We start from the raw sequence: 25,394 nt of genomic DNA, 5'->3' as shown, positions 1-25,394 counted from the left end.
CAGGGAAAACGGGAGGCTCAACCACCCCCCGATCCCATGAATTATCGGTCCGTACAAAATCTCGTCACGGATTCAGGATATTACATTATCCCTGAACCATTTGATGACTTTGCGGTATCTCATTTACGAGCAAAAAAGTACGAGCCTTTTTTGAAAGAAAAAGGGCTTCCTCTTTACAGTGGAAACACAATCCATCCATCTGAACGGGAAGTTGCAGTTAAAGCCGCCCTATTCCCACATTTCATTTTGGGCGTACGAGATGTTACAGAAAATAGGTTTATTGCTAATCCACATTTATTTAGCAGGGCAAATCAGGCTCGTTCAATAATTCAAGGATTGGACATTGACCAGTCTGGTTTCGCTGCAAAGCTTAATTTAACAAGTTATAAAAGAGGAGCAGAGACATTCCTTGATGGTTGGTATAAAACAATTCGAAGAGCATAGGTGTAGCGAATCAAGTTTTGACGAATGCGGCTTTATCGCTAAGCCAACTCAATTATATAAGATTGGAGCAACCGGTGACCAAGGCAGATATCGTTGAAAGAGTTGCAGAAAAATGTGACATTACCAAGAAGGAAGCCATCGACATGGTTGAGTCGGTGTTTAGCATCCTGAAAAATACACTCGAAGACGGAGAAGATATAAAGATTTCCGGATTTGGCAAATTCGAAGTAAAAACCAAGCGGGCCCGCAAAGGCAGAAATCCTCAAACAGGGGAATCAATAGTCATCGAAGCTAGAAGAATCCTTACTTTTAAGCCGAGCACAATCCTGAAAAGCTCAATAAATCCACAATAGCGATTCCCCCCACACTCACCACACACCTTCTGCCCCACCAAGACCTGCCCCCCCTATAGATTATAGTCGTAGGGGGAGGCATGCGATTTGCCGCACTAATATTCCTGCTTTCATTTTCTATGGTTTCATCGAAACCGGCCGGAGCATTCTGCTTTGAAGAAGCCGGCAACAGGTACGGAATCTCGCCCCAACTCCTCTACGCAATCTCCAAGGGGGAAAGCAGCTTCAATCCCCTGGCTATCAACTACAACACAAACGGCACTTACGATTACGGCCTCATGCAGATCAATTCCACATGGGAGCCGGCACTGCGCAAGCTCGGCATCTCTTGGAACAACCTTGCCGATCCGTGTACCAATGTCATGGTAGGCGCCTGGGTTCTTTCCCAATGCATTCGGGATTACGGATACACCTGGTCGGCAGTCGGCTGCTACAACTCACGCACACCGTCCAAACGCGACCGCTATGCCGCCAGAGTAGCCCACATCGTCAAACGCGAGCTTACACATTCACAGCCGGTTCAGGTGGCATCAGCAACCCATGTCGCTACTCCGTGGGAAGAGGCATTTGGCCTTGAATCTCGATGAATTCATGCCTGAAAGCGATCTGACCCGAGATGAGACTCTGGATGCGATAGAGGTCGCCGTTGCCAGAACGCTAACCCATGCCTTCCAAACCAGCGTCACTGTCAGGGTCGAGGATCAATTGCAGATCCTCGTCTATCCATACGGTGGCGGAGCCCCTACTACAATTACTCTTGGCGACATCGAGCGGAAACTGCGACGGCATGTGCAGCACCAGGTCGATCTGGAACTGCAACTGCGGAAGACCCTGCATGAAGCGAAGCACCTGAAGGAGCTGAGAGGCTATACGGCCCCGGGGGAAATTACACGCGTTGGTGACGATGGCTCACTGATCGTCACTCTGGAAATAGCAGACCACTATCGGCGACTGATCCTTTCCGGAATCTGCCCGACCCGCTTTCAGCCCAAACATGAGCGCGGACGTTACATCCCGGGAACCGTGAAGGAATTCCATATCACCAGCGTCGTCCCGGTCATGGTCAACCATAGGTCAACCAAGGTACAGGTACAACTGAACCGCATCTCGAAGGAGCTGCCGCGTCTGCTCTTGCAGGAGCGCAGCCGCATTTCCGGAATTCTGTGCCAGAAACGTATTCCCGGAGCCTTCAGCACCATAGTGACACCTTCACGAATATCAAAGGACGTCATCAACTCAGTCGGGAAGGAGTTGGAAGAGCACCTGTATGTTTCCATTCAAGAATCGCATCGCTAAACCGGCCGGACCGATGACCAGCTTGGGCACCGGTGTGAACATGGATCATCGGACAAAGATCGTTCCCATCGCCATACCCGATGCCGACAGAAAACGGCACACATTTGTCTTTGGCACCACTGGAGTCGGCAAGACCCGCCTGTGCGAGAACCTGATCGAGCAGGACATCCGTAAAGGGTATTCTGTGGTTTATTTCGACCCCAAGGGGGACCAGCAGATCTTCACTAAGATCTATGAAGTCGCCAGGGATGCGGGTCGCCTGGAAGAGCTGATGCTCGTAACTCCCATCTTTCCCGAATACTCAGCCGTTGTCGATCCGATGGCCTTCTATTTCATGCCGGACGAACTGGTCGGGCACATCGTGTCGGGCATCATGGGTGGCCGCGAACCATTTTACCGGAACATCGCCAAGGAGATCACCACTGCGGTAATTTCCGCCTACATCATCCTGGCCAAGAGGCATGGGAACATGCCGATCATGAACATTGACACCATCCGGCAGAACATTCGGCGTGAGTCTCTTGAAACTACCATGAAGTCACTTCGCAGCATCGGTTCTCCCGAGGCGTCGTTGACCGCTGGGATGTTGGAGGACATCCTCAAATCCCCCTTGGAATACTACGCCAAGGTTTCTTCGACGCTCCGCACCGCCCTGATGGAACTGTCTTCGGGAAATATCGGCAAGATCATCGGGCAGGCCGATTCCAATCGTTTCATCAATAATCTGGAGGCCGGCGGGCGGGTCATCCTGGTAGTCCATACCGGTGCCATGATCACCCGCGAAGCCTCCGCTACTCTCGGTAAGGTGCTTCTCTCTATGATCCAGTCCTTTGTGGGTCGGGTCTACCTCTCCAACCGACAGAAGGTCGACCCACCGCTTTCCATCTTTATCGATGAAGCACAGAGCCTGCTTTACCAGGGGGTAGAAGAGCTGTTCGCCAAGGCTGGATCAGCCGATGTCATGGTGACCGCTTTCGCTCAATCGGTGAACCAGATCTATGCGGTCATCGGAGAAGAGTTTGGCAAGAGCATACTCGACAACACCAACACCAAGATCTTCATGCGCTGCTCCGATGCCGAGACCAGCGATTACGTGGTCAAGCATTTCGGCGTACAGAACGTACTGACCGGGATTTTTGGCTCGAATCAGGTTACAACCCGTGAGGTTGAGCAGGATATCTTGCGGGTTCAGGATGTCTTGAGTCTCCAGCCGCGGGAATTCTACATGATGACCTACTCGGGACGCTTCAAGGGGACCACTCTCGACGCCCGAAACCCCAAGATAAAGATCATATTCCCGGAGGCTCCGGCAGTCATTACCTCAATGCTGTCACCTTTCCAGTCCGAGACAACGGACCCACCATGAATACGATGCTGTTAGGTATGTCCGCAGCTGTTGGGATCGGCTTTGCCGTTTACGGCACCAGAAAATGGCTGCCAAACCAAACACCAGCGCCGCAAGAGGAAAAACCGTCCGAGGTAACCAGGCTGTCCGACTTGAGCCACCTCTGGACTGACAATGAGGTTGAAATCAAGGATGCTTCAAACCTCTGGAGGGAGCAGACAAGGAAGAACCGTGCACATACGCCACGCCCTACTTTTCAACACTATGAGATTGAGCAGTTTTTCAGCGAAATGATTGAGCATCGGCCTTCTATCAATGGAGTCCGCAGGGATCTGATCATCATGATTCTCACCTTGCTCGACAAGGAGGGAGACTGCCCTTCTGTTGTCAGGAAACACAAGGATGAAGCGGAACGTATCTACGCCGAAGACTCCTATGCCCTGCTGGAGACTGTGCCGCTGTACCGCCATACGTTGACTGTCACCCGCAACTTTATTGCCAAGGCCGACCAGGAAGCTCTGCTGGCAGACATGATTCTCATTGCTCTGGCCCATGACATCGGCAAGATCCCTTCCTACCACGACGGCATGTACAGCAGCGGTGACCACCCGATCATTGCCGGGCTTATATTGAAGGGGATTCCGGAGTTCATGACTCTCCCCAACAGGGAGGACATCTGTCGCGCTGTCACCGGCCACCACCTGATGAAGTGCGACAACATTCTTACGGATGGCCTCAAGCAAAGCGACCATGAGGCACGTCAAGCGGAGTTGGCAACCCTCTATGCCGACCTGCGGGAACGCAAGCACAACAGTTTCGAAAGCAATGGCGCACAGAGGGAATCCGTGCCTGCCTCTGCCAGAACGATACACCCCCCTTCTGAAGAACGGGAGCACCCTCTCGGGTTTGCTCCCTCCAAAGAGAGGTACATGCCAACAATAATGGATATCCCGGCATGTATTGACCCGGATGCGATAATTTCCTCGCTGAAGAAAAAGATCAATCTGGTGGAATCCACTCCGAAGGGTGAGCAGTGGTCAGTGGTTTCCATGCCCAACGGGGTGATCTATGTCAACCCCGAGGCGCTCTGGGAAGCCATCAAGGAAGTAAGCAACCATGATCCCATGGTGTGTGCATCGGAAGGCTTCGAGTCGGAGAAGCGCAACCTGATGTACACCGTCGTAACGGAACTGGCCAGAACCAGATCAGCCCTGGCAACCGAACATGTTGCGGACGGCTACTTCACGTCGCAGGTTTCCATCATTACCGGAGGTGGCAAGCGCCTTTCACATCTCCTGATTCCCTTTACGGCAAAATCATTCGGTGTAATGCCGTCGGCATTGGAAGAACAGAAAACCCCGCAACTGAAGCGAATGGTGAAAGATATCAAACCCAAGAATAAGGAGGTGGAACAATGCGTTGGCCGCTGATGGCTGCAGCGATGCTCTTGCTGTCCGTGTCCGCCTCTGCGAGCTACTACACCGATTCAGCCACTGGCTGGTGGTGGTACCAGAAAGAGCCGGAGAAGCAGGCCGAGAAGCCCGCCAGAAAGAAGAAACCGGCCAAGCCCACTCCGTCCCTCAAGGACTACACCTACGAGCAGATATGGGAGATGCATCCGGACCAGTTCCAGGAGTTCGCCGAGGCGCTGAAGAAGAAGGCGGTCCAGAAGCCGAGCGAAGAGAATGTGAAGGAGTATTTCGAGGTCCAGGAGATCGCACGCAAGAAGGCGCTCGCCTTTTCGAACGTGGCACAGTTCGTCTGGCAGAAATACCCGGAGCTGACCACGAAAAAGGACTACCCGATCACCACCCCCGGCAACCTGGCCCGGATCGCTCAGATCAATGAGGAACGGCAGCGCGTCCTGCGGGACAACCGGGATGATTTCGCCCTGATCTATTTCCAGCGGCCCGACTGCAGCTACTGCGACGAACAGTCCCGCATCCTGGACTGGTTCACCAATGAAACCGGCTGGACCGTGAAGCGGGTCAACATCAGTGAGAACCCTGGACTTGCTGCCAAATTCAGCGTGGAGATCACCCCAACCCTGATCCTGATCCAGAAAGGGAATCAGGATTACCTGCCGGTCTCGGCCGGGGTCATCTCCGCCGACGAGATCGAGGACAAGGCGTACCGGGCCGTGCGCCTCCTGAAGGGTGACATCTCCCCGGAGGAATATTCGCTCTACGAATTTCAGAAGGGAGGCGGCTTCGATGTGAAGAAGCGCCGCCTCCAGGACAAGGAGCAACAGTAAGGTCCCGGCCCAACCGCGACAGAGAAGAGGTGCCCGTGTGAAACGAACCGTATGTACCAGAACCATTGCCGCCTGCCTGGCGGCAACGATAGCCCTGAACCCCGTCCTGTCCTGGTCCGGCTGGGTTGATGACTGGGTGCAGCAGAAGAGCTCCACCTCGCCCAGTTATTACGAAGGGTCGAAACGTGGCTACTACACCGGGGGGAGCTTTTCTGCCAGGTGGGCGAACACCGACGACCACCTGTTCACCGCCTCGCTACCGAAGCTGAAGTCCGGCTGCGGCGGCATCGACATGTTCCTCGGCGGTTTCTCGTTCCTGAACGTTGACTACCTGGTGCAAAAGCTCCAGAACATACTGTCGGCGGCTCCGGCAGCGGCCTTCGACATCGCCCTGAAGACCCTGGCGCCCCAGGTGGCCGACACCATCAAAACCCTCGAAGCCATCACCGACCGGCTGAATTCGTTACAGTTGAACGACTGCAAGGCGGCCAAGGCGCTGGTGGCAACCTCTGCCAGTCCGTTTTCGTCTGTCATGTCGGACAGCCTGAAGGCTGAGATGAAGACGGCCCAGACCGACTTCATGGTATCGAGCGGCGCCAAGGATCTTTACCAGGATGTCAGCAAGCTGTTCGAGAGCGAGCAGAAGGCCAACGCCGGCAACAAGCCGGGAGTTCCGGGCACTACCCAGACCTCGGCCACCAGCGCCACCGCCGGTTGCCCAGCCGAAGTCCTGCAGATATTCGGTGACGGTTCGGTCCTGGAAAACCTGGCCAGCAAAAAAGGGATGAATAGTGACTACGTCAAGCTCGTGCGCGGTTTCATCGGAGATGTGGTGATCCAGAATCCGGCGACTACCGGTACCACCTACCAGGCCCAATACGTTCCCCCGTGCGACAAGAACAACAGCTTTGACTCCTTTATCAGCGGCTCCGCCCAAGGGCGTGATACCGCCGGGGCCTGTGCAGACATCACCGACGCCAACAAGAACCTGATGGTCTATGTGGCCGGCAAGATGCAGTCCATCGCCGGGAAGATCAAATCGAAGACTGCACTCACCGCCGATGAGGAAACGTTTCTCAAGAGCACGCCGCTGTCGGTCGGTCTGATCCTCAAGAACGCCACGGCCACCAATACCGAGGGCGAAGTCATCGGCAAGCTGGCTGAACTGACTGCCCGGGCCTACGGCTATTACATGCTGCTCGACCTGTTCGGGCGGGCGGTGCAGTTGCAGGAGATGGCCCGGAACATCATGTCCACCCAGAAGGGGAACAAGTCCGGCGCCTCTCCGGAGACCTGCCAACTGGCGCTCCTCGGTGAAGGGATGCAGCACATCCAGACTCTGGAGGAAAAGACGCTGCAACTGCTCACCGTGGCCCAGCAGAGTTACGCCAATGCGGCATCGGAGATCAATGCGGTAGAGATGATCGTCCAGAACATGAAGAAGTTCGACGACACGGTGTTCTCGGAATTATCGGATCGCTTCGGTAAAGGGATTGCCCTGCGGGCGACCGGCAGAATCTAACATCAGACACATGGGAGGAATCATGGCAGACAACAAACAGGAATCAAGCGGAAAAAAACCATCGGGAAAGCAGTCCTGGCAGGATCGGAAACTGAAAAAGGTAGTCCGGGATGACATCGATGTCATCTCCCGGAAGACCTTGGATCAAAGCGACTTCATCACCATGCTCAACACCCACGACAACGTACTTCATCGATTACGCATGACCATGGGCCGTAACAAGAACATCACGTTTGAAAAGGCGCAGGAGTTTATCGAGAGGAGCCAGCAGATTCGCGAAGAAATCAACCTGCTGAATGCCGAGATGTGCGAGCTGATGGAATGGGACTACACGCCGCCACGGGGCTTTACCAACCCGTTTGCGAAAAACGTCGAAGGTGAGAGTAAGGGAAGCAAGAAGAAGGTCTCCGAACCTGCCGTCACCTGACGGTTTCAAAAACATCATTCAATGCTGCGGTCATGGCGTTGAATTTTGTCCTGTTAGACTTGGACAGTTTTTGCAGGTTCAGCTGTTTCCATTTGAGGGCCGGCAGGTTTTCAATACCCGGCATGGCGATAATTGCTCCTTCCGGCTCACACCGGCTTATCGAAAGGAGAAAGTTGCGCTCTGCATCGTCAAGAGTTGCCGGTAGCTGTTCAAACAACTGCTCTCTGACTTCAAGCAGTTTATCAATGGTCACTTCGCGGGTGGTCATTCCGGCAAAGTCTCTCTCAAACTCGACACTGATGTCTTTTCGGTGGGGCGCCAGAAGTTCATGGATCGGCCTGTTGTGGCCAGCGAGATAGACGGTGAAAGCCCGCCGAATCCTCGGAGTAATGCCTTGGCGTTCAAAGAGAAGCATCACGTCAAACAGATCACGAGGGTGCTGGCGGTCAAGCGCCGCGACAAGCTTGCTGGCATACAGTTCGTCATGATCGAGCATGGGAATGGAAAGGCCCCTGGAGAAGCGTCGCTGCGCCTCCGCTGACAAGTTGCCAGTGACGAGGGGATATACCGTGCCCCGGAAGACATGATTCACCTCAACCTTGAGAAGTACAGGCCCTTTGGAGATAAACAGCTTGGACTCATGGTCGCTGCCGGACATTGTCGGTCGAACCGTAACACCGAGTTTGCTGTGCAGCAGATCGGCCACGTCATGCAAGGCACGCTCGATTGCCGCAAGCGCCGACTCTCTATCGGGACAAGTGAGATCCGTGAAAACCAGATCGATATCGACTGATAATCGTGGCATGTCTTCTACAAACAGGTTGATGGCAGTGCCCCCTTTGAGGGCAAAGCACTGCTGGGTAAAAACGAACGGGGCTGCGTCGATAAGCAGCCGTACAATATCGAGGTAACGGCTATCCATTCTTTCCTTTTCCTGGATTCTGTAAGATCAGAGAGTTCCCTTTCAGTGTCCGGACATAAACAGAAGCGGAGCCAAAATCCAATTTGGATACATCGAGTTGCTCAACTACCGGCAGCTGTAATTCGGCAGCCAATATGAAGAACAGCCGTTTGACTTTGATCCTCGTGCAGGCTTCCAATAACTCCTGTAGCAGATCTGAGCGCAAGGTGAACAGGGGTTCCATGATTTTTCTGGCGTCATCAAGGCTCTGTTTCTGAGGCACGTCATCAAGCATCTCAAGGAGAGCCCGTTCCGGTTCGGACACAAATGGAGAGTATCGGTCGGCTTCATCGAGACGTCGTACGTGCAGCCTGTTCTCCAAGGCACCTTTTTCCTCGAAAAGGCGACTCATGCGTATTTCGCAGTCAAACCTGGCGGTAAACCATTCAGGTATTTTCTTTCGTGACACCTGGTACAGGGTCAGCTTATCTTTGCCAAGGGCTAGATAATGTATGACTCCCCTGAGCGATAAAGCCGATTTTCCGCCTATGTGGACATCATGTCCCTGGCTTTCAAGAGCTGCCACAGCGCCATTCCGGGTAAGCTCATCACCGGCACGCAGGAAGTAGCCGTACCCGAGTGACTCCAGCCAGCCATTCAGCACATAACGGTGTACCAGTTGGCGGGATATACCCATCTGTTCCATCTGACTGGTTGTAACCGGCATGCCATTCGGCAGGGAAAAGAGTGCTGCTTTCAGATTTTTACTTGAATGTAAGCTATTAGTTGACATCTAAGCACCTATCTTATAATTGAACCACCTGAGTGCATAAGCATCAATATATAACTTACAGCATGATATGTAAACTATTAGTTTACCTTTTACTACATATTTTATATCACTCACCATCCCGGACTCCACCTGTGCCCCAGCAGGGATGAGTTCCCGGCCTTGTCCTGTCCTAAATAAAAAAAGCCGGTCGCTGGGGTATTCCCCAAGGACCGACTTTACCAGCACTCAATATCAATGCGAGGCCTTACCAGTAATTAATCACTTCCACACAGCTGAACTCTCTCCGGCAAATGCCGCGAACGAGAGCGGCGCCTTACCGGTTACCTCCTGCACGTCATCGGTCACGCCGGCGGCCCAGCCATTGCGCACGACGCTGTAGAGGAGCGCCATGAAGTGCGCGGCCGACTCCGGGAGGCCGTTTTGGATCGCTCCCTGGAGCATCTCCTCCTCCGAAATGGCGTGGTAGCTGACCGTCCTCCCTGCTGCCCGGCTGATGAGCTGTGCAACTTCATGGTGATCGAGTGCTTCCGGGCCTGTCAGACTGTATTCGCGGCCGGTGTGTGCGCCGCTAAAGGACTCGGCCGCGACGGCGGCAATGTCGCAGGCTGAAATGAAGCTGGTCTTCCCGTCTCCTGCGGCCAGGTAAATCTCCCCCTGTCGCACCATGGGAGCCAGGAAGCCGGTGGTGAAGTTCTCCATGAAGAAATTGGGACGCAGGATGGTATAACTTACTCCTGAGGCTATCAAGTGCCGCTCGATCCTGCGCAGCGGGGCATTCTCGTCGGCGTCCACCCCCAGGGCCGAGTTCAGAACGACATGCCCTACCCCGAGTTCCCTGGCCAGGTCTATGACTGGGTTCAGCTTGGCAGGTGACTCCACGTCAAGCGGCGGTGCGATCAGCAGCACGCCGTCTGACCCCTCCAGCGCTGGCCGGTGGGTGGCTGGGTCGGTATAGTCGAAGTGGACCGTCTGGACGTTGGGGGCAGTGGAGGGTTGTGGGTGACGTGAGGCCGCCCTGACCCTGAATCCTCTGGCAATGAGGGTGGCCATGGTCGCCCGTCCGAGGCTCCCTGTTGCCCCGGTGACAAGTATGGTTTTCATATTCTCTCTCCTTTCGTATTAGCGGCTGATATGCCGCTTGGTTCGTGGCCGAACTATTGGCCGAAAAATTTTTACCCCTTAAGGTTCCCTTCAACAATTGCCAACAGCTCCATCAGCCGCTGCCTGTCATTCTCCGGCATGTCCCCGTACACCCGGCCGAGCACTGTTTCCGAAATCTCCTCGAAATCGCACTTCAGCGCCATCCCCTTGTCGGTCAGGCCAATACGGACAGAGCGGGCGTCCTGGTCGCACCCCTGCTTGTACAGATAGCCGTGCCGCTCCAGGGTGTTGACGATGCCGGTGACAGTTGACTTGACCCGGCCGATCCTGCTGACGAGGGACTTGATCGGCACAGGCTCCTGCTGGCGGAAGAGGAAGTTGAGCACTGAACCGTGGGCCGGCACGATGCCGGTCAGGCCGCGGGCCTGCAACTCCTTCTCGATGAGCAGGTTTGCCGCTTCGCGGATACCGGCGATCCTGGCGATGATGGCGCTCTGGTCGTGCTTTGGGGATGGTTTGGCTCTTTTCATAGGGGTAATATAGTTCGTAGGCGAACTATATGTCAACTAGAAAAAATGCGGAACATCGGAATGGGTGCTGAAATAAGCAGTGCGAGTGATTACCGCCCCTCATAAAAAAGCCGGTCGCTGAGGAATCCCCCCAATGACCGGCTTTAATCTTTGCATATGTGAGGAGGGGTTATCTCACTTCATGTTTTTATTGAAGAACTCAGCGATCTTGTCAAACGGAATTTTGTCCATCTGGTCGTAGAGATCAACGTGGTTGGCATTCTTGATGATCATGAGCTCTTTCGGCTCCGCTGCCGCTTTGTAGGCATCTTCAGCGAAATAACGCGAATGGGCGTTCTCACCGGCAATCAGCAGGATTGGACGCGGCGAGATTTCCTTGATGTAGGTCAGCAGCGGCATATTCATGAAAGACAGGGTGTTGGTAGCCGTCCACGCTCCATTTGAGTTTGGTGAATTTTGGTGAAAACCACGCGGAGTGCGGTAATAGTTGAAGTAATCCACGACGAATTGTTTTTCGTTGCCTTTCAGCTTCTCAGGCAGAATGCGTGGGCCGGAAGCGGGTGTTCCATTCTTTGCGTCTTCCCAACGTTGCTGGCTCATTTGCTCCAGCATCTTCGTGCGTTCTTCAAGGGTAAGGCTATCATAGTAACCTTTGGCCGCAACTCTTGATATGTCATACATGCTGGTCGTGACAACGGCCTTGATGCGCTTGTCCACCGCTGCGGCATTTAGGCCCATGCCGCCGAAACCGCAGACGCCGATGATGCCGATGCGGTTGCGATCAACTGCAGGGTGCAGACCGAGAAAGTCAACTGCGGCACTGAAGTCTTCAGTGTTGATGTCGGGAGAGGCCACATTGCGTGGCTCGCCGCCGCTCTCGCCGGTATAGGACGGGTCGAATGCAAGCGTCACAAATCCACGCTCGGCCATCGTCTGTGCGTACAGACCGGAAGATTGCTCCTTCACCGCGCCGAATGGACCACTGACGGCAATGGCTGCGAGACGTTGGTTGCCACGGTTCTTAGGCAGATAAAGATCGGCTGCCAAGGTAATGCCGTATCGGTTTTTAAAGGTCACTTTCTGATGATCGACGGCTTTGCTTTTTGGGAAAGTTTTATCCCACGTTTTGGTCAGTTGCACGGCATCTCCTTTCGTTGGCATGCTTAACTCCGCCACCGCGGGCAGAGCGCTAAATAGCATTACTGCGCTCGCAATGAGAGAGCACTGGATTAGTTTCCTACGAGATACTCGATTGTTCATAAGATGTCTCCTTTCAGTTTGTGAAAAGCGTCGTTTGCTAATGTCCTTTCGTTTAATTCATCCTACCCCGGATGAAAAAACTGGCGATAGATCAATCCTCTAAACATCTTGCCTAATCATACAAAACTATCCACAAATGTTGTAAAGCAGCATCATGCTTGATATTATGACCATATCGCACGAAGCGAAAATATTTTAACAACGTTAGATAGTTATGGAGTTTATATGAAGAGCAGGATGGATGTGGCACTCGAAACACTAAAAGATAGTATTGCCCGATGGACGAGCAAAGGTGAGCAGAATCCAAGCGCGATCCCGGCGTTATACTTTTTCCGGGAAGACGGCCCTACCGAACCATTTAGCGCAGTCTACGAACCATGTATCTGCATGGTCGTGCAGGGGGCTAAACGCGTTATGCTCGGAAATGAATCGTATGTGTACAACCCTCACCAGTATCTGATCGCATCTGTGGATCTGCCCACGTTTGTTCAGGTCATCGAAGCAAGCAAAGAGAAACCATTACTGGGGCTCAAGCTGACGTTTGACATGCAGCAGGTTTCCCAGATGCTTATTGACAGTAATTTCCCTCACCATCGTGCGCAAAAATCCGATCACGGCATGGCGACGAGCGAGATCACTCTGCCACTGCTCACCGCCTTTCAGCGTCTTATCGACCTGCTCGATGAAGAGAAAGACATTCCAATTCTTTCGCCCATAATTCAGAAGGAGATCATTTACCTACTGCTTGTTGGAGAACAAGGAGCACGTTTGCGTCAGATTGCAGCGGCGGGAAGCCAGAGTCAACAGGTAGCGCGGGCAATTGAATGGCTGAAAAACAACTTCGCCCAGCAACTTCGCATCGATGACCTGGCATCCCAGGCACGCATGAGCACGTCTTCATTCCATAACCATTTTCGCTCCATGACCGCTTTGAGCCCATTGCAATACCAGAAGCATCTGCGTCTGCATGAGGCCAGGCGCTTGATGCTGGCGGAGTCACTGGATGCCGCAACCGCGGCATTCCAGGTGGGCTACGAGAGCCCTTCGCAGTTCAGTCGGGAGTACGGCCGCCTGTTCGGCGCGCCGCCGCTGCGCGACATCACCGGCTTGCGGCGACTGGCGGCGGACGCCGGGTCACTGAAGCACCCGTGACTTGAAATATTGGAATAGGAATAAATGATATCGCGAGGCATAGCTGATGAGGAGAAACGTATGAAAGAGGCCGATTCAGGCTCACATCGAGCGGATCGCGGAGCAATGCGTCGGAGTGGCGCGCCGGCGGGTCCACGCAAGGCCGATCTGAAACGCGCCACGTTGATTGAAGCAGCAGGGAGGTTATTCGTGGAAAAGGGCTACGAGGCCACCACCATGGATGAGATCGCTGCCGCCGCCAATTTTGCCAAGGGGACGCTTTATCATTACTTCTCCAACAAGGCTGAACTGCTTCGGGTTTTGCGGGAAGTTTTCGAAAACGAGGTCATGGAGAAGGTCAGTGCACGCGTTGAAAGCTGTCCCGCCGATGATTGGCGCGGACGCATCATTGCCTGGATCGAGGCAGCGGTCGAGGCCTACTTTAAATTAAGAGAACTTCATGACGTCGTGATCTACAGCTTGGGAATGCCGTTTCGGCACACCATGGCCGAGGCCGAAATCACCCGATATCTTACAGGACTGATCCGTGATGGCGGCAAAGCAGGAGCCTGGCAGGTTGATGACGAACGTTGGACCGCTGTGATCATGTTTTACGCCTTTCGCGGCGCTTGCGACGAGGCCATGATGGGAACAGAGCGTGCCGAAGACGTGCCCAAAAAACTCAACGATCTGTTTCTTAGAATTTTGGGTGGGCAGGGGTGAAGGAACGTGTGCTGACGCTTGGGTGGGATGAAGTTGCCTGCGAAGGCTGCCTTCAAGCTTGCAGGATCACCTGCGGCAGATGACCCTGCAAGCTTGAGGTGGCATCTGGAGTAACTTCTTTACTGCCTGGAGTCCTGAAGAGACAGCCAAGTGGGTCGCTCCAAAAAACTCCCTTCTACAGTGCTCTCCATTTCGAGAAACAACTTCCAGGGCATGGCAAACGACAGATACCCCGCGCCCAGAAGTTTGCGGACATACTTTCTGGCTGAAACGTCGGTCAGTCCCACGACTGCCCGGGGATTCTCCGATTTAGCCTCGCGCCAGGGAAGAATGCCAATGGTCTGGCAGCCGGCGGCGTAGGGAATGGTCACGTTTTCCATCCCTTTTCTGGCGTAATTGGCAAGGATAACCAGAGCGGACAACTGATCGGCATCCACGATAAAAACGACGTTTTCCGGCTTTTCTCTCTCGCTATCCATATCCGCAAGCGGTTTAAAAAGCACATAGCGGGACCCTATTTCCGTCATGGGCAGATCTTCAAGCCACTGATCCACCAGTTCCGGGCTTTTTACATATCTTTCGCCTTCCAGGAAGTCGTCTGCAAACTCTTTTCCCGCAGCGCCGGCAAGAGCTTCTCCAACTTGCCTTCCCTTTTCCCACTCTTTATTGCCAGACGACAGAAACCGGGTAAAGCAGTCGACTCCCCCCGGAAACTGCTCATAGGCATTGCCGAACCCCAGACCGACGCCGCCACCCCAGCAGCCGTAGGTCTGTGCGTCAAAAGCCGTGGTCCTGCCTCTTGCCGCATTGGCAAACATAGACATCACACACCCCCATTTGCCGGGTTTGAACTGCGAGGCGTCTTCCGGTTTTTCATCTGTCAGCACAACCGCGACGGGGTCGTGCTTGAGTCCAATAGCCTTGGCGATTTTAGATTCCATAGAATTCTCTCCTTCTCTAATTTTCGGCGAAGTTGGCATCACCCATCGAATAAGGAGTCTACGGAAAAATCGACCGAGAGTCAATTTAAATAGACCTACGGTCTATTTTTACAGGTGACTGAATCGCATCTACTCATCAATGCAATCCAAAACCTCTTCGGTCGATTCGAATGGAAAGACCCGATCCACAACTGGACTACTTTCCCAAGACATGGGTCCCCTATGTTTTCGATTAGTTATTGCTTGAAGCTTTTCTGCTTTTTAAAACCTCATCTAGCAGCCTGGCAGCTCTGGCCGATTCATTTTTGCCAACTTTGGCCCTGAGCACGTCAATCAGGCTCTTTAGCTGAACCTCAGTCAGGCCGGTATTAAGCCCGACGTTGAAATGGGCCTGCAGTTGGGGATTGACGCCATCCATGCTGGCCAGAGCCGCAATGGTGGCAATCTCCCTGCTCTGGAAGTCAAGATTGTCACGCCCGAAGATATCGCCGAACAGATGACCTTTTAAAAACTGATCGATGGCGGGAGCAAAGGTATATATCGCCCCGCTGACCGGCTTTCCAACCAGCCGCGTCTGAATGTCCGTGCCAAGCTCGACACTGCTCTTATTGGCAGGCAAGGGGCTCGGCTCTTTCCCTGGAACGTCCTTGATCCCCTTTTTCTGCCGCTCTTCCAAAACGCCCATGAAGGCGCCGATAGCGTTCAGGCTGCGCGGAAAGCCGGTATAGGCATACATCTGCACCAGGATTTCCTTGATCTCGCTGACGCTCAGGCCGGCATCCAACCCTTCATTCAGGGAGACTTTCAGTTTTTCCAGATCACCCTTGGCGGTAAAAGCGGCGATGGGGATCATGCCTTGCTGTTTTGCGCTCAGCGCCTGATTTTTGTCCATGGGTTGTGCCTCCGCAATGGCTGCAATGACCAGCATCATGAACAGCATGATTGCCAGAAACCCGGTGACCAGTCTATTCATGCTTGCCTCTCGGTTTGCCGTGGTACTGCTCGTCGCTGACCTTTTCCAGCCACTCGACGTTCTTGCCGTCGGCTGTCCCGGTGAGGGCGATATGGGTCATTGCCGTAGTTGGTGATGCTCCGTGCCAATGCTTTACCTTCGGCGGACACCAGATCACGTCGCCGGCCCTGATCTCTTCCACCGCTCCTCCCCATTCACCGGTCCGGCCGACACCGGCAGTCACCAGCAGGCGCTGCCCGGTCGGGTGGATGTGCCAGGCTGACCGGGCCCCTGGCTCAAAGGTCACATAGGCACCGGAAAATGGTGCCGCGTCGTTGGCTGCAAACAGAGGATCGACACGGACATTGCCGGTAAAGTATTCGGCTGATCCTTTGATTGAAGCCTGAGTGCCGGCCCTGGTTATGCTTTGGGACGGTTTGTTTTCTTCCGCGGCTTCTGCCTTGCTGGCAAATGCACCCATTGATGCAAGAAGAGATAGCGATACGAGCAATGTTGTGAATTTCACGGTTCCTCCTCGGCGCAGTCTCGGTTCATTATACGGATCTGAGTGTGATCAACTCATACTGACTGTTGCCCATGTTCATCTCTTTCATGTACGTCAACTGGCGCAACTAATGCAACTCCACGGCAAACTTGGGAAAGGGAGAGGTGTCAGGTACTGAGGCGATGGCCGCTCCAAGCCAGGCAATGGTCTGCCCGAGATGGTTCATGTTGCGCATGGCCTCCTCGTCGCCACTGATCTCGCCTTTAACCACCCGGCCTGGGGCTTCCGTTTATAGCTAATGCTTTCATAAATAATTCCGCCCTTTGTTATTAAAATGCCGCACGCAGGATCTGCAGCACCTCGTCCTTGCCAAGCGGGGTCAGGATGCCCAGTTTTCCATTTTCCACTGCCTTCTCTGCCATAACGTTCAGGTCTTCTTCCTTGACGCCTGCCTCACGAAGATTCGCCGGCATCTTGATGGCGGAATAGAATGCCTGCAACTTTTTGACGCCTTCTTCTGCAGCTTTGGCATCGTCTTCCTCACGTATATCGAAGACGTTGCGTGCGAATCGTGCAAAGATCGGCAGGTATGCGGGAGCCGTACTCATGGTGTGACGCATCCAGGCGGGAGTCAGCAGCGCCAGGGTGACGCCATGGGTCATGTCGTACTTGCTGGAGAGTTCGTGTCCCATGCCGTGCAGCGGGAAGGCGAAACTCGGTTTGCCGAGCAGAAACTGGAACCCGGCCAAAGCCATGGAGCTGGCCCACATGATGTTGGCGCGGGCGTCATAGTCCTGCGGGTTCGCCAGGATCTTCGGGGCGTCCTCCAGCACAACCTTCATGACCCCTTCGTTCATGCGATCCTGAACCTTGGCAGCGACATCGGGGGTAAAATATTGTTCCATCAGGTGGCAGAGGATGTCAGCGACACCCGCCATGGAATGATATTCCGGTACCGTGTAGGTGTACTCCGGGTCAAGAATGGAGAATAGGGGATTGAGGAGCGGATGCATGATAACTTTTTTCTTATGATCTGCACCGACGGTGATGACTCCCCCCATATCCATCTCGGAACCGGTTCCCGCCATGGTCAGGATGGTGGCCAGGGGAGCCACCTCGCTGATAGTGGCACCTCTCGATTCCCCGACGAACAGATCGTTGACCGGGCCATCATATTTTACCCCGGCGGCAATGGCCTTGCAGGCGTCCAGGGTCGATCCGCCCCCCACGGCCAGGATGAAATCACAACCGTTGTTGCGATAGAGTTCGATGCCTTCCTCCACGCTTTCGACCCGCGGGTTTGGCTGGATACCGCTCAATTCAACATGGGCAAGTCCGGCCTGGCTAAACTGCTCTAGAATTGTCTCGTAGATGCCGTTTTGCTTGATGCTGCCGCCGCCATAGGCCAGCAGCACCTTGGAACCGCCATGGGCCTTGATGGTTGCACCGAGAATATTGATTTGTCCCTTGCCGAAGTAGGCAGTGGTTGGAATGCTGAAGATGAAGTTGTCCATGTTGATTCTCCTCTATTTATGGGATGTTTTATTTTCTATTTCTATTCAATGCAGTTAAGTTCATGGTTACTCGCCTGGAGCTTCATTGCAGATGAGGGGCGGTATGCACCTTACCCTTGAAAGCCTCGGCACCGGGAAGAGCAGCAGCATGGAGAGCATGCTTCCGATTCCACACACCGCAATCACCCAGCCCATCGGCCAGGGTGTACCGTCGGCAAAGAGACCGACCAGACCGGAACCGACGATGCCGCTGCCGTACTGAAGTGCGCCGACCAGTGCGGAGACGGCGCCGGCGCGCTGCGGGAACTTGTCCATCGCACCCGTGATCGAGTTGGCGACAATGAAACCGGTCGCGGAGACAAACAGGAACAGAGGAACGACCACCCCCCATAGCCCGCCCCAGCCGGTGCGGCTGAAGACTGCGACCATGACTGCGGAGAACGCGGCGATGACGGTGCCGATCAGCAGCATCCGGTCATAGCCGAACCGTGAAACCAGGTGGGAATTCAACATATTGGAGGCCATGATGCCGAGAATACCGAGACCGAACAACAGACCGTAAAGCTGCTCTGGCACATGGTAGTAGGTGATGTAGACAGATGGCGTCCCCGCGATATAAGCGAACATGCTGGCGTAGAAGAACCCACCCGCAGTCGCATAGCCCAGAAAGCGGCGATCACGTAGAAGTTCGCCGTAGCGGGCCAACGCACGGCCAAGCGATTCCTGGTTGCGCCGTACAGCGGGCAGAGTTTCGGGAATCGTGAAGAGCGCCGCAATGGCCACGATACCTATGCCGACCATCGTCCAGAAAATGGTGCGCCATCCAGCAAGGACAACAATCTGCCCGCCCACCAGTGGCCCCACGAGAGGTGCTATCGCCATTACCGTTATCAGGGTCGACAGCATCTTGGCGGCCCGATTACCTGCATAGAGATCACGCACCATGGCACGAGACAAGGCAACGCTGGCACAGGCCCCAATGGCCTGCACAATCCGCCAGCCGATGATCGCCAAAGCGCTCCCCGAAAGAGCACATCCGGCCGAGCCGACCACGAATAGGACCAGTCCGACCCCTACCGAGGACCGACGGCCATAGCGGTCGCTGATCGGTCCCCACAGCAGTTGTCCCAGACTGAACCCGACCAGGTACCCGGAAATGGTCCATTCAACCATACCGGCATTTGCGCCAAGGTCGTGGCTCATCAGTGGCATCGCCGGCAGATAAAGATCGGTCGAAATCGCCGCAAACCCCATCAGCAGACTGAGGACTGCGAGCACGCGCCAACCTGGGGTGGCCAGCGCCGAAGCGCCGTCATCCTGTAGTGTTTTTGAGTGCAGATGTTGTACCGTTGTTTTCTCAATCATGATTTACTGTTCTCTCCTGGATCAGCGTCCAACCAGCTTCTGCAAGTTTTTCGGGTAGCGCGCACCTTGTAGCGTGATTTTTGCTGCTGCGCTTTCAATCTCGCGCAAATCTTCCGGAGCAAGTTGAACTGATGCGCCTCCGATGTTCTCATGCAAGCGATGTAGTTTCGTGGTGCCGGGAATCGGCACAATCCACGGTTTCTGGGCCAAGAGCCAGGCCAGGGCGACCTGAGCGGGGGTTACTTTTTTCTGTTCCGCAAATCGACCGATCAGATCAACCAGGACCTGATTTGCCTTTCTATTCTCCTCGCTAAAACGGGGCACCTGATTGCGGAAATCGGTACTGTCAAATTTCGTTTCCTCGGTGATCTTTCCTGTGAGAAAGCCTTTACCCAAAGGACTGAAGGGAACGAATCCGATGCCGAGTTCTTCCAGGGTCGGCAATATGTCCGCTTCCGGCTCTCTCCACCAGAGCGAGTATTCGCTTTGGAGCGCAGTGACCGGCTGGACGGCATGGGCGCGACGGATGGTTTGAGCCCCGGCTTCGGACAGTCCGAAGTGTTTGACCTTGCCTTGCTGAATCAGCTCCTTCACGGTCCCGGCCACGTCTTCAATGGGCACATTCGGGTCAACGCGATGCTGATAGAGCAGGTCAATCGTGTCCGTCCTGAGCCGTTTGAGTGATGCCTCGACGACCTGCTTGATGTGCGCCGGCTGACTGTTTAGAACGCCCTGTTTGCCGCTGTCACAATCGAAACCGAACTTGGTGGCGATGACCACCTGATCGCGAAACGGTGCGAGGGCTTCGCCTACGAGTTCCTCGTTGGTGAACGGTCCATAGACTTCAGCGGTATCAAAGAATGTGACACCACGTTCAACGGCTGTCCGGATAAGCGAAATCATCTCCTGCTTTTCTTTGGGCGCCCCGTAACCGAAGCTCATACCCATACATCCAAGTCCTATGGCCGAAACTTCCAATCCACTATTTCCAAGTTTTCGCTTTTGCATTTCTTTCTCCTTTCATCTGTTCAGCCAACCTGCTGATGATTGTATCCTACATCCCGACAAGAAATAGGCGATAGAACGATCCTGTTGATTTATTGCCTAATCGTGCATATCACTGGAAAAATATTGTAACGCCATAAGCGGTCAGATAGTATTTAATCAGACGAAATAGCCGGCAAGGAGGCAAATATGCAGGATATTGGCAATAAAAACTTAGAAGTCGCTATTGATGCTTTGGGGGAGAGCATTGCTCGATGCACCGAAAAAGGCGAACTGCATACAACTGGAGTCACTGGTTTGTCACTTTTTCGGCGGGATGAGCCAACCGAACCGATCAGCGGCATGTACGAACCGAGCATCTGTATGGCAGTTCAAGGGGCGAAACGGGTCATTCTTGGAGACGACACGTATGTATATGACGCGCACCACTTTCTGATCACGTCCGTGCATCTCCCCACAATTGTACAGATTATAGATGCAAGTCCGGAGAAGCCGTATCTTGGGCTCAGGTTGAAGTTTGATCTGCGCGAAGTGTCACAACTGATGGTGGACAGTAATCTGCCTCAGCCAAGACCTCAACAGTCAAGCCGTGGTATGGCAACTGGCGAGGTAACACTCCAGCTTGTTAACGCTTTTATCCGGTTAATTGATCTTCTTAACGACGAAAAGGACATACCGATCCTGGCGCCTGTCATTCAACGCGAGATAATCTATCGTCTTCTGGTGGGAGATCAAGGTGAGCGGTTACGTCAGATAGCTACGGCTGGGAGTAAGAGCCAACAGATTTCCAAGGCTATTGGTTGGTTGAAGAACAATTACGCTGAAGCCATAAGCATGGAAGAGCTTGCTGCGCAGGCCAACATGAGTACTTCAACGTTTCATCATCATTTCCGGTCGCTGACCGCTCTTAGTCCGTTGCAATTCCAGAAGCAGTTGCGACTGCAGGAAGCCAGGCGACTCATGCTGGCTGAACGCATGGATGCCGCAAACGCTGCCTTTCAGGTCGGCTACGAAAGTCCTTCCCAGTTCAACCGTGAGTACAACCGCATGTTCGGTGCGCCGCCGTTACGTGATGTTTCTAAACTCCGTCAGATGTCCGCTGGAGGATAGATAAAAGTTCCGCATTAAAAGTACGGAATTACTTAGCTTGAACAATCAGTCGTCAATAAGACATTTGTTTCAGGATGTTTCAGCGCATTTACAGTTAGTTACAAGTACATTTTGCTATTGACACATGAAGTTGTGATCTGCTATCAAACACGTATATTTTAGACTCTTTCATAGAAAGAGACTCCGCAAGCCACAGTGTGCTTCCGGACAAACTTCTTCGGAAAGCCCGAGGAAGAATCGCCCCGGCAGGGATGAGTTCCCGGATAGACCAGGCTGCTGTTGCCCCTGTCCGGATGAGATTCGGAAGGCATACGTGCCAGCCGATCAGTCGTTTGGGTAAAACGACGTAAATCCAAGCAGTAGTGCGTCCAATTTCTGGAGCACACACATATACCGCAGAATATCGACCCGTTCTGGCAATTGCCGGAGTGGGTTTTTTATTGCTCAGCATCCGCGACAAGCCTTGTAAGCGGCGGATATTTTCACCACATCCCGACCGGGAGACATTTTGTTCTCTCCCTACGGGACAGACATCTGTCTCTTTGCTTCGGGAAAACCAACAAGGAGGCAGTATGGCAAGTTTGAACCGCGTGGAACTCATCGGCAACCTGGGTCGTGATCCTGAAATCAGGTACACACCAGGAGGCACTGCTGTCGCAAGTTTTTCGCTCGCGACCAGTGAGAAGGTAAAGAACAAAAGCGGAGAATGGGAGGTCCGGACCGAGTGGCACAACATCGTCCTTTACGCACGTCTCGCAGAAGTAGCTGGCGAGTACCTGTCAAAAGGGAAAAGTGTCTACCTCGACGGCAAACTCAAGACTCGCAAATGGCAGGACCGGGACGGTAAAGATCGCTACACAACCGAGATCATCGGCGACAAGCTTCTTATGCTGGGCAGTAAAAATGGCAGCATTCCCGACGGGAGTGACGACCAGCCATCAAGCAGCCAGGCACATGAGGACATTCCGCATGATGAAACCGATCCGTTCTAGGTAGCAACCAGGAACCACAATTCAACAGTCCCTGGGGGAGACATTACCAAATCCCCAAAGGGATTGGTCTGTCTTCTCTGTCGGACACAACCCACAGAAAAGGAGACAGACAGATGCACGCACCAGCTCAAATCATTCCCATCAGCCCCACCGCATCATCCCTCACTCACCACGCCGTCAACATTAGTGAACTGAAGGCGCAGGTAAACCTGATCCAGTACGTCATGCGTGACGTCATGAAATCAGGCGAGCATTACGGCACCATTCCCGGCTGCGGAGACAAAGCAGTTCTTCTCAAACCGGGCGCCGAAAAGCTCATGCTGACCTTCAGACTGGCAAACGACGTGGATGTGGAAACCATCGACCTGCATCTCGGCCATCGTGAGTATCGCATCAAGGTGACGCTCTACTCACCAGCAGGCCAGCGTCTCGGTACCGGTGTCGGTTCGTGTTCGACAATGGAAAGCAAGTATCGTTTCCGTGTCGGGCCAGTTGAACTGACAAACAAGCCGGTGCCGAAGGATTACTGGGATATCCGCAAGGAGAACCCGGCAAAGGCGCAAGAGATCATTGGTGGACGCGGCTTCAGCGCAAAAAAGGATGACAGCGGCAACTGGAAAATCGCCAGACAGGGAGAGAAAGTCGAACACGACAATCCTGCAGATTTTTACAACACCTGCCTGAAAATGGCCAAAAAACGCGGCTTGGTGGATGCAGTACTTACCTCGACCGCTGCCTCGGACATCTTCACCCAGGACATCGAGGAAGATCCTGACCTTTACGGACAGACGGAAAACAACGGAGGGAACAGTGCCGGCAGCACCAGCACCACCTCCGGAACTTCGCAGGGTCCCAAACCGGACAGCAGCCAATCATCCCACGAAGCCGAACCCGTTTCGACTTCTGAGATCATCGGGTATCTGACGGCCAAGGGGATCAGGATGGAACTCTCCGCAGACGAATCGGAGATCTCCGCCTTCCCAGACTTCAACGACACCTCAGCCCGCCAATGGCTGAAAGACCACGGATTCAAATGGGACGGCAAAGGCAAATGCTGGCAGTACCGGTAGTGCCTGACGTTCCAGACTGAACCCCACTCACAACCAACCTCTGCAGGGAGACAACGACTTTCTCCCTACCGGGGGTGTCTTGTCTCCTCTGCCGGGTACAACCCACAGACAAGGAGACAAGATCATGACTACCCACATCATCAAGCACGTTACAATCAAAGGCTGTCAGGTGCCGGTCTATGCGCCCGTTAAGGAGCGACAGATCAGCATCGATGTCACCAGGATCATTGCCGGCGTTATTTTCGGTTCCCTGCTCACCGCAGTCGGGACCTTACCGTTTCTGATCTGAAAAGGAGACAGCCATGAGCAAACTCGCTGCATTTCTGGGACGGGCTATTCCGACCCATCAACAGAAACAGTCATCTCACCTTGGCGACCGTACCGGGTACGTCGGAGCCTCCGACATTGCCGGCTGTCCGCGGAAAGCGGCTCTTGGCAAACAGTCCCCGGAAGGTCATGACATCAAGACACTCCTCCGATTTTCCCGTGGTCACGCTGCGCAAGCCATGTATGCCGAGTTCTTCAGGACCGGCGGTGCCCTCTTCAATGAAGAAGTCGAAGTAAAGCATCCGCAGTTCCCCGAGATCAGGTGTCATATCGACTTCCTGTTCTATGCGAACCGGCAGACAAAACGGCTGCACATCGTGGAGATGAAGTCGACCGACGGTATTCCCGACGAACCCTATGCATCCTGGGTGGATCAACTGCATGTCCAGATGGGCCTGCTGCAACTCACCCTCGATCCGGAGGTGGAAATCGGCGGATCGATCCTGGTGGTCGACCTCAATGCGGGAACGTACCGGGAATTCAACAGCTATGCGCCAAACAAGCTGGTGTTCAATCAGCTTATGGAAAAAGGTCAGCATATCCTTGCGGCAACGCGGGGCGAATGTGCACCTCGAACCGAGCCGGGTATACTCTGCGGCTATTGTCCGTTTCGCACCGGCTGTCCTTCCCATGCCGTCGGTATGGATCTCCCACAGGAGGTTCTGGAAACCGGCAGGAAATACCTGCAACTGAACGAGCAGAAGAAAAAGATCGACGCTCGACTGGAGGTACTGAAAAACGACATCCTCACCTTTGCGGATGGCACGTTCAAAGGGGCCTCAAACGGTATCCTGATCAATGTCACGTCAGTGGCTGATTCGATAACCGTCGACGGCACCAAGCTCAAGAGGAACTACCCCGATATCTACGATCAAGTGACGAAACCGAAGTCTGGTTACGTCAAACTTGAAATCAAGCCATTCACGCCGCTCGCATCTCAAGCGGCCTGACCAAACCCCACCAGGGGGCATCACGCTCCCCATGGGAAATCTCCCTTCGTGGAGGCGTGTCTGCCCCAGTGAAAGGAGATTACCGATGAAAGCATACCGTACCGGCACATTGCCGCCCGACCTTAAATCATTCTCTCTGACAAACAGAAAAGAAAACCTGAAAGAGGCCCTGCACACCATTGTGACGCTGATCCTCATGGCAGCAATCTTTCTGTTTGTCATGATCGCCGCCGTTCCGCCTGAACCGAGGGAATATCCCGCCGGCTGGGAGGAGGTACGCGGATGATCGAGTCAACCATCACGATCTATTCCGACGAGGAAGCGGTCATACCGGATGCCGTCCTGAATGACGTAAACCTGTCACTGCACGGCGCCAACCGCTTTCTGGAACGGGATATCCCACTGGAGGCAGTCGAAGGCGTCCGTCACCTTCTGCCGCTCCTCAACAGTAAGCCACTCAAGTTCAGGTACAAGGGGGTGCTGGTCGTTGCCCGACTGGTCAACGGCTCTCCCAGGATTATCACCGCATGGAGGGTACCACCTCCCCTGTAGACATTTCACGGCAGATTACCGCCATCACAAG

The 25,394-nt window shown here is 53.9% G+C and carries 30 protein-coding genes; 18 read left to right on the top strand and 12 right to left on the bottom strand.

Annotation, left to right across the window (positions count from 1 at the left end; all coding sequences use genetic code 11):
* From KJB29_RS17460 to KJB29_RS17420, 9 genes are all read left to right on the top strand, one after another.
* Positions 1 to 444, top strand: a 444-nt coding sequence (locus KJB29_RS17460) for a hypothetical protein (RefSeq protein WP_215735609.1), incomplete at its 5' end; no start/stop codon positions are given.
* 74 nt (positions 445 to 518) lie between these two features.
* Positions 519 to 797, top strand: coding sequence for an integration host factor subunit alpha (locus KJB29_RS17455; RefSeq protein WP_215735608.1), 279 nt, complete (start codon positions 519 to 521; stop codon positions 795 to 797).
* An 80-nt stretch (positions 798 to 877) separates the two neighbouring features.
* Complete coding sequence (locus KJB29_RS17450; protein WP_215735607.1) at positions 878 to 1,384, top strand: lytic transglycosylase domain-containing protein; 507 nt, start codon at positions 878 to 880, stop codon at positions 1,382 to 1,384.
* The gene (locus KJB29_RS17445) at positions 1,371 to 2,093 is read left to right on the top strand and encodes a hypothetical protein (RefSeq protein ID WP_246561866.1); all 723 of its coding nucleotides are present in this window, start codon (positions 1,371 to 1,373) and stop codon (positions 2,091 to 2,093) included. The genes KJB29_RS17450 and KJB29_RS17445 overlap by 14 nt, the downstream gene beginning before the upstream one ends.
* A gap of 40 nt (positions 2,094 to 2,133) precedes the next feature.
* Positions 2,134 to 3,459 (top strand): type IV secretory system conjugative DNA transfer family protein, encoded by a 1,326-nt coding sequence (locus KJB29_RS17440; protein ID WP_246561863.1) that lies wholly within the window; start codon positions 2,134 to 2,136, stop codon positions 3,457 to 3,459.
* Positions 3,456 to 4,868, top strand: coding sequence for an HD domain-containing protein (locus tag KJB29_RS17435; RefSeq protein WP_215735605.1), 1,413 nt, complete (start codon positions 3,456 to 3,458; stop codon positions 4,866 to 4,868). Before KJB29_RS17440 ends, KJB29_RS17435 begins: the two co-directional genes overlap by 4 nt.
* Positions 4,853 to 5,692, top strand: a complete 840-nt coding sequence (locus KJB29_RS17430) for a conjugal transfer protein TraF (protein ID WP_215735604.1) — start codon at positions 4,853 to 4,855, stop codon at positions 5,690 to 5,692. Before KJB29_RS17435 ends, KJB29_RS17430 begins: the two co-directional genes overlap by 16 nt.
* A gap of 37 nt (positions 5,693 to 5,729) precedes the next feature.
* On the top strand, positions 5,730 to 7,214 hold the full coding sequence (locus KJB29_RS17425; protein ID WP_215735603.1) for a conjugal transfer protein TraH: 1,485 nt from the start codon (positions 5,730 to 5,732) through the stop codon (positions 7,212 to 7,214).
* Positions 7,215 to 7,236: 22 nt separating this feature from the next.
* A complete protein-coding gene (locus KJB29_RS17420) occupies positions 7,237 to 7,641 on the top strand; it encodes a hypothetical protein (protein WP_215735602.1) in 405 nt (134 codons plus the stop codon).
* Here the strand turns inward: KJB29_RS17420 and KJB29_RS17415 are convergent.
* From KJB29_RS17415 to KJB29_RS17395, 5 genes are all read right to left on the bottom strand, one after another.
* Entirely contained in the window at positions 7,634 to 8,563 is a 930-nt protein-coding gene (locus tag KJB29_RS17415) for a nucleotidyl transferase AbiEii/AbiGii toxin family protein (protein WP_215735601.1), read from the bottom strand. The two genes, KJB29_RS17420 and KJB29_RS17415, sit on opposite strands and share 8 nt — an antisense overlap.
* Complete coding sequence (locus KJB29_RS17410) at positions 8,556 to 9,335, bottom strand: type IV toxin-antitoxin system AbiEi family antitoxin domain-containing protein (RefSeq protein WP_215735600.1); 780 nt, start codon at positions 9,333 to 9,335, stop codon at positions 8,556 to 8,558. The genes KJB29_RS17415 and KJB29_RS17410 overlap by 8 nt, the downstream gene beginning before the upstream one ends.
* 258 nt (positions 9,336 to 9,593) lie before the next feature.
* Positions 9,594 to 10,436, bottom strand: a complete 843-nt coding sequence (locus KJB29_RS17405; protein ID WP_215735599.1) for an SDR family oxidoreductase — start codon at positions 10,434 to 10,436, stop codon at positions 9,594 to 9,596.
* 71 nt (positions 10,437 to 10,507) lie between these two features.
* Complete coding sequence (locus tag KJB29_RS17400; protein WP_215735598.1) at positions 10,508 to 10,966, bottom strand: MarR family winged helix-turn-helix transcriptional regulator; 459 nt, start codon at positions 10,964 to 10,966, stop codon at positions 10,508 to 10,510.
* Positions 10,967 to 11,140: 174 nt separating this feature from the next.
* Positions 11,141 to 12,127 carry an alpha/beta hydrolase gene (locus KJB29_RS17395; RefSeq protein WP_215735597.1) on the bottom strand — a complete coding sequence of 329 codons (987 nt, stop codon included), beginning with the start codon at positions 12,125 to 12,127 and terminating at the stop codon, positions 11,141 to 11,143.
* 324 nt (positions 12,128 to 12,451) lie between these two features.
* Between KJB29_RS17395 and KJB29_RS17390 the strand changes: the two genes are divergently transcribed.
* Together KJB29_RS17390 and KJB29_RS17385 are read left to right on the top strand one after the other, a co-directional pair.
* Positions 12,452 to 13,378: an AraC family transcriptional regulator gene (locus KJB29_RS17390; protein WP_246561860.1), complete on the top strand. Its 927-nt coding sequence runs from the start codon at positions 12,452 to 12,454 to the stop codon at positions 13,376 to 13,378.
* Positions 13,379 to 13,438: 60 nt separating this feature from the next.
* Positions 13,439 to 14,080: a TetR/AcrR family transcriptional regulator gene (locus KJB29_RS17385; RefSeq protein WP_207163522.1), complete on the top strand. Its 642-nt coding sequence runs from the start codon at positions 13,439 to 13,441 to the stop codon at positions 14,078 to 14,080.
* Between the two features lie 119 nt (positions 14,081 to 14,199).
* Here KJB29_RS17385 and KJB29_RS17380 read toward each other — a convergent pair whose 3' ends face one another.
* The 7 genes from KJB29_RS17380 to KJB29_RS17350 form a co-directional block, all read right to left on the bottom strand.
* The gene (locus KJB29_RS17380; RefSeq protein WP_207163523.1) at positions 14,200 to 15,021 is read right to left on the bottom strand and encodes a DUF169 domain-containing protein; all 822 of its coding nucleotides are present in this window, start codon (positions 15,019 to 15,021) and stop codon (positions 14,200 to 14,202) included.
* A gap of 232 nt (positions 15,022 to 15,253) precedes the next feature.
* Entirely contained in the window at positions 15,254 to 15,994 is a 741-nt protein-coding gene (locus KJB29_RS17375; RefSeq protein ID WP_215735596.1) for a carboxymuconolactone decarboxylase family protein, read from the bottom strand.
* Complete coding sequence (locus KJB29_RS17370) at positions 15,987 to 16,499, bottom strand: (R)-mandelonitrile lyase (RefSeq protein ID WP_215735595.1); 513 nt, start codon at positions 16,497 to 16,499, stop codon at positions 15,987 to 15,989. The genes KJB29_RS17375 and KJB29_RS17370 overlap by 8 nt, the downstream gene beginning before the upstream one ends.
* A 106-nt stretch (positions 16,500 to 16,605) precedes the next feature.
* On the bottom strand, positions 16,606 to 16,749 hold the full coding sequence (locus KJB29_RS17365) for a hypothetical protein (RefSeq protein ID WP_207163526.1): 144 nt from the start codon (positions 16,747 to 16,749) through the stop codon (positions 16,606 to 16,608).
* 58 nt (positions 16,750 to 16,807) lie between these two features.
* Positions 16,808 to 17,992: an iron-containing alcohol dehydrogenase gene (locus tag KJB29_RS17360; RefSeq protein WP_215735594.1), complete on the bottom strand. Its 1,185-nt coding sequence runs from the start codon at positions 17,990 to 17,992 to the stop codon at positions 16,808 to 16,810.
* A 66-nt stretch (positions 17,993 to 18,058) separates the two neighbouring features.
* Positions 18,059 to 19,357, bottom strand: a complete 1,299-nt coding sequence (locus KJB29_RS17355; RefSeq protein ID WP_215735593.1) for a multidrug effflux MFS transporter — start codon at positions 19,355 to 19,357, stop codon at positions 18,059 to 18,061.
* Between the two features lie 21 nt (positions 19,358 to 19,378).
* Positions 19,379 to 20,365, bottom strand: a complete 987-nt coding sequence (locus tag KJB29_RS17350) for an aldo/keto reductase (protein WP_215735592.1) — start codon at positions 20,363 to 20,365, stop codon at positions 19,379 to 19,381.
* A 186-nt stretch (positions 20,366 to 20,551) separates the two neighbouring features.
* On the opposite strand from KJB29_RS17350, the gene KJB29_RS17345 reads away from it, so the two are divergent.
* The 7 genes from KJB29_RS17345 (at position 20,552) to KJB29_RS17315 (ending at position 25,363) form a co-directional block, all read left to right on the top strand.
* Positions 20,552 to 21,472, top strand: a complete 921-nt coding sequence (locus KJB29_RS17345) for an AraC family transcriptional regulator (protein WP_215735591.1) — start codon at positions 20,552 to 20,554, stop codon at positions 21,470 to 21,472.
* A gap of 572 nt (positions 21,473 to 22,044) precedes the next feature.
* Positions 22,045 to 22,464 carry a single-stranded DNA-binding protein gene (locus tag KJB29_RS17340; RefSeq protein ID WP_215735590.1) on the top strand — a complete coding sequence of 140 codons (420 nt, stop codon included), beginning with the start codon at positions 22,045 to 22,047 and terminating at the stop codon, positions 22,462 to 22,464.
* 113 nt (positions 22,465 to 22,577) lie between these two features.
* Positions 22,578 to 23,534 carry a hypothetical protein gene (locus tag KJB29_RS17335; RefSeq protein WP_215735589.1) on the top strand — a complete coding sequence of 319 codons (957 nt, stop codon included), beginning with the start codon at positions 22,578 to 22,580 and terminating at the stop codon, positions 23,532 to 23,534.
* 124 nt (positions 23,535 to 23,658) lie between these two features.
* The gene (locus KJB29_RS17330; RefSeq protein ID WP_010942798.1) at positions 23,659 to 23,823 is read left to right on the top strand and encodes a hypothetical protein; all 165 of its coding nucleotides are present in this window, start codon (positions 23,659 to 23,661) and stop codon (positions 23,821 to 23,823) included.
* Positions 23,824 to 23,836: 13 nt separating this feature from the next.
* Positions 23,837 to 24,811 (top strand): PD-(D/E)XK nuclease family protein, encoded by a 975-nt coding sequence (locus KJB29_RS17325; protein WP_215735588.1) that lies wholly within the window; start codon positions 23,837 to 23,839, stop codon positions 24,809 to 24,811.
* An 85-nt stretch (positions 24,812 to 24,896) separates the two neighbouring features.
* Positions 24,897 to 25,097 carry a hypothetical protein gene (locus KJB29_RS17320; protein WP_215735587.1) on the top strand — a complete coding sequence of 67 codons (201 nt, stop codon included), beginning with the start codon at positions 24,897 to 24,899 and terminating at the stop codon, positions 25,095 to 25,097.
* On the top strand, positions 25,094 to 25,363 hold the full coding sequence (locus tag KJB29_RS17315) for a hypothetical protein (protein WP_215735586.1): 270 nt from the start codon (positions 25,094 to 25,096) through the stop codon (positions 25,361 to 25,363). The genes KJB29_RS17320 and KJB29_RS17315 overlap by 4 nt, the downstream gene beginning before the upstream one ends.
* Positions 25,364 to 25,394 lie beyond the last annotated feature (31 nt).

This window comes from Geobacter grbiciae (assembly GCF_018531165.1).
GTDB classification, from domain to species: Bacteria; Desulfobacterota; Desulfuromonadia; order Geobacterales; family Geobacteraceae; genus Geobacter; species Geobacter metallireducens.
Note: the sequence above shows the minus strand (reverse complement) of the source record. Positions and strands in the feature narration are given on the sequence as shown.